The organism is Microbacterium sp. (genome assembly GCF_031178525.1).
Lineage (GTDB): Bacteria > Actinomycetota > Actinomycetes > Actinomycetales > Microbacteriaceae > Microbacterium.
This window is the reverse complement of sequence record NZ_JAPSJA010000242.1, coordinates 1-3,502: the sequence shown is the minus strand read 5'-3', so window position 1 is coordinate 3,502 and position 3,502 is coordinate 1. Positions and strand designations below refer to the sequence as shown.

General features: G+C 73.2%; 4 protein-coding genes. 2 read left to right on the top strand and 2 right to left on the bottom strand.

Annotation, left to right across the window (positions count from 1 at the left end):
• Both RIF89_RS12395 and RIF89_RS12390 read left to right on the top strand, forming a co-directional pair.
• The coding region (locus tag RIF89_RS12395; protein WP_309069414.1) for an ATP-binding cassette domain-containing protein at positions 1-542 on the top strand (542 nt) is incomplete at its 5' end.
• A gap of 186 nt (positions 543-728) precedes the next feature.
• Positions 729-1,634, top strand: coding sequence for a hypothetical protein (locus RIF89_RS12390; RefSeq protein WP_309069413.1), 906 nt, complete (start codon positions 729-731; stop codon positions 1,632-1,634).
• On the opposite strand, the gene RIF89_RS12385 is transcribed toward RIF89_RS12390, so the two are convergent.
• Positions 1,587-2,567, bottom strand: coding sequence for a glycosyltransferase (locus RIF89_RS12385; protein WP_309069412.1), 981 nt, complete (start codon positions 2,565-2,567; stop codon positions 1,587-1,589). The two genes, RIF89_RS12390 and RIF89_RS12385, sit on opposite strands and share 48 nt — an antisense overlap.
• Positions 2,568-2,623: 56 nt before the next feature.
• Positions 2,624-3,502 (bottom strand): cysteine desulfurase family protein (locus tag RIF89_RS12380; protein ID WP_309069411.1); only part of this gene is annotated, 879 nt, incomplete at its 5' end.

The window sequence follows — 3,502 nt, the reverse complement described above, 5'->3', positions numbered from 1 at the left end:
TCGAGCAGGCGTGCCGCAAGGCGAACATCCACCACATCATCGCCGGCTTCGAGGACGGCTACGACACGGTCGTCGGCGAGCGCGGCTACCGGCTGTCGGGCGGCGAGAAGCAGCGCATCGCGATCGCCCGCGTGCTGCTCAAGGACCCGCCCGTGCTGCTGCTGGACGAGGCGACGAGCGCGCTCGACACCGTGTCGGAGCGGATCGTGCAGGAGGCTCTCGAGACCGCCGCGGCCGGCCGCACCACGCTGTCGATCGCGCACCGCCTCTCGACCGTGATCGACGCCGACGTGATCCACGTGGTGGAGGCCGGCCGGATCGTCGAATCGGGCACGCACGCCGAGCTGATCGCACTCGGCGGCCTGTACGCCGAGCTCGCGGAAGAGCAGCTGGCCGCGAGCCGCGTGCTCGAGGCGGAGGTCGTGAACGAGGAGGCGGACCATCCGGAGCGCCGCGCCGACCGGCCACCGGTCGAGGATCGCACGCTGCCGCCCGCGCCCGTCGTGGTGGGGCCACCGGTGCCGCCGGTTCCCGAGGCCTGACGCGGTCGCGCCGCCGCGGTCGGGTGCGCCGTTTGCCCCGAACTGACGTCCCGGAGGCGGTTTCGGCGTCAGTTCGAGGCAAACGCATCCGCGGAGGCTCGTCCCCAGGCGTCGAAGTGTGGCGGATGGTTCCCCGAGCGGGGGAGAGCGGAGCATCGCGGCGAGAGAGGCGCGGATGCTGGGCCCATGACCCCGCACGCACCTCTTCCCGAGCATCTCCGTGGTCAGGCCTTCCGCGTGGCGGATTCGGGGCTGTCCGCCCGCCGGCGTCGCGGCGCGGACCTGCGCCGGCCGGCGTACGGCACCAGGCTTCCGGCGGGGGTGACCGACCTGGCATCGGAGCTCCGAGCGAGGGCGCTCATGCTGCCGCCCGAAGCGGTGTACAGCCACGTCACCGCCGCGCTCCTCATGAAGGCGCCGCTCCCGCGCCGGCTGACGGAGGCGGCGAAGATCCACATCACCACGCCCGTCGGAACGCGCGCTCGCCGCGGAAGCGGCGTGGTGGGGCATCAGCGGCAGCTGGCACCGGAGGCCACGATGGTGTCGTCGGACGTGCCGTGCACGTCGCGCGGACGGATGTTCTGCGACCTCGCGGATCAGCTGAGCACCGCGGAGCTCGTCGGAGTGGGGGATCACCTGCTGCGCCGGTGGGGTGCCGCCAGGATGCGGCGCGAGATCGCGGCGGCGATCGAGCGGTATCCGCGACGGCTACGCCGTCCGATGCTGCGCGCGGCGCTCGCCCGCCTGGACCATCGGGCGGAATCGCCGAAGGAGTCGGAGCTGCGCGTGCTGCTGCAGGACCACGGGTTCGACGCGTTCGAGGTGAACGGCGTCATCCGCGACGACGACGGCGGGTTCGTCGCGCGCGGCGACCTCGTGCTGAGGGCGCTGAAGATCGACGTCGAGTACGAGGGCGATCACCATCGCAGCCCCGCGCAGTGGCGGAAGGATCTGCGTCGCCGCCGCCGGCTGGAGGCGCTCGGCTGGGTCTACCTCACCGTCACGCAGGCCGACCTGGACGATCCCGCAGCGCTGCTGGCCGACCTACGCTCCGCGATCCTGAGCCAGCGCACCCGGCTTGCCCGAATCTGACGTCGATGCGGCCGAGAAGCCGTCACTTCGGGGCAGGTCGGTCATCAGGATCTCGTCGAGCTCGGCGGCGAAGTCCTCGACCGCCGCGCGCGATGCCGTGTCGAGGTCGAGGGCCTCCAGACGCGGGACGTCCATCCGCAGGATCTGTCCGATCCGAGCCTGCACGGCGACATCCGGGCCCTCCCGACGCAGGATGTCCAGACCCTCGCGCAGCGCATCGAGCACGGCGGTGAGGACGGCAGGATCGGCCTCGTGCTGCGTGATCGAGGTGCCCTCGGCGCGGACGCGCCAGTGCACGACGGGCTCGGCGATCGTGTCGATCGCGCGGGCGCGGACGTACATCGTCTGCGTGACGGCCTGATCCTCGTACAGTCCCTGCGGGAAGCGCAGGTGATGCGCGCGCCAGAACTCGGCGCGGCTCACCTTCGACCACGCGACGATGTTGGACGTGACGTCCGGATGATCCGCGAGCGTCACCCCGGCGCGTGCCGGGACGGTCGAGTCGTGCACCCACGGCTGCACGGGGGACGGCTCGTACCCGCCGGGGCCGGGCCGCAGGCGCGTGTACTGCCCGACCGCGATGTCGCTGCCGGTGCTCTCGAGGGAGCCGACGAGCAGCTCGAGTGCCCGGGGCAGCATGACGTCGTCGCCGTCGAGGAAGCCGACGTAGCGCGTCTCGACGCGTTCGAGCCCCGTGTTGCGCGCGGCACCGAGGCCGCGTTGCGCGGGATGCGTCACGTGCGCGAAACGCGGATCCCGCCGCGCGAAGTCCGCGAACACGTCGCCCGTGCCGTCCGTGGATCCGTCGTCGACGAGGATGGCGCGCCACGCGCCGAGCGTCTGCGCACGCAGCGAGGAGAGGGCCTCGGCGGCGTAGCGGGCGATGTTCCACCCGGGCACGATCACGGTCACGAGCGGCTCGGGGGTGGGCACCTCGCGATCCTATGGCCGCTGCGGCCGGGCGCGGCGCGGGGCTGGGCGTTCCGCCGTCACACGCGCACCGCCGCGACCGATGCCGCGATCGCAGCCGCGACGGGCTCCAGCGGCGCGTGGTGGTCGTGCGCGAGCGTGATGCGGACCGCGGTCTGGGCGATCTCGGCAGACAGTCCGAGCGCCAGCAGGACGTGCGACGGATCGGAGCTTCCCGCGGCACAGGCCGACCCGCTCGAGGACACGATGCCGCGGCGCTCGAGTTCGAGCAGCACGGTCTCACCGTTCGTGCCCGCGAAGGTGAAGCTCGCCGTGCCGGGAAGCCGCCGATCCGGATGCCCGGTCAGACGAGCCGACGGCACGAGTGCCCGCACCCGGGCGACGAGCTCGTCCCGCAGCGCCGCGACGCGCGCGGCGTTGGTCGCGCGTTCGGCCTCGGCCAGTTCGAGCGCGGTGGCGAGAGCGACCGCCCCCGCGACCGACTCGGTGCCGCTGCGGCGGCCGCGCTCCTGTCCGCCGCCGTGCAGCAGCGGCTCGATCGGCACGCGGCCGCGCACGGCGAGTGCGCCCGTGCCCTTGGGGGCACCGAGCTTGTGGCCCGCGATCGTCAGGGCGTCGACGCCCGGGTCCGACAGCGGGAGCCAGCCCGCGGCCTGCACGGCATCGGTGTGGAACGGCGTCCGGCCGGCGGCCGCGCGCAGCGCCGGGACATCCTGCACCGTGCCGACCTCGTTGTTGGCGTACGCGATCGACACCAGCGCCGTGTCGTCCCGCACGGCCGACGCGACGTCCGACGCATCCACGAGCCCGAATGCGTCCACCGGCACGCGCGTGACCTCGAAGCCGTGCACGCGCTGGAGGAAGTCGGCCGAGCGCAGGATCGAGTCGTGCTCGATCGGGGATGTCACGAGGTGCCGCGCGCCGCGGTCGAGAAGCGC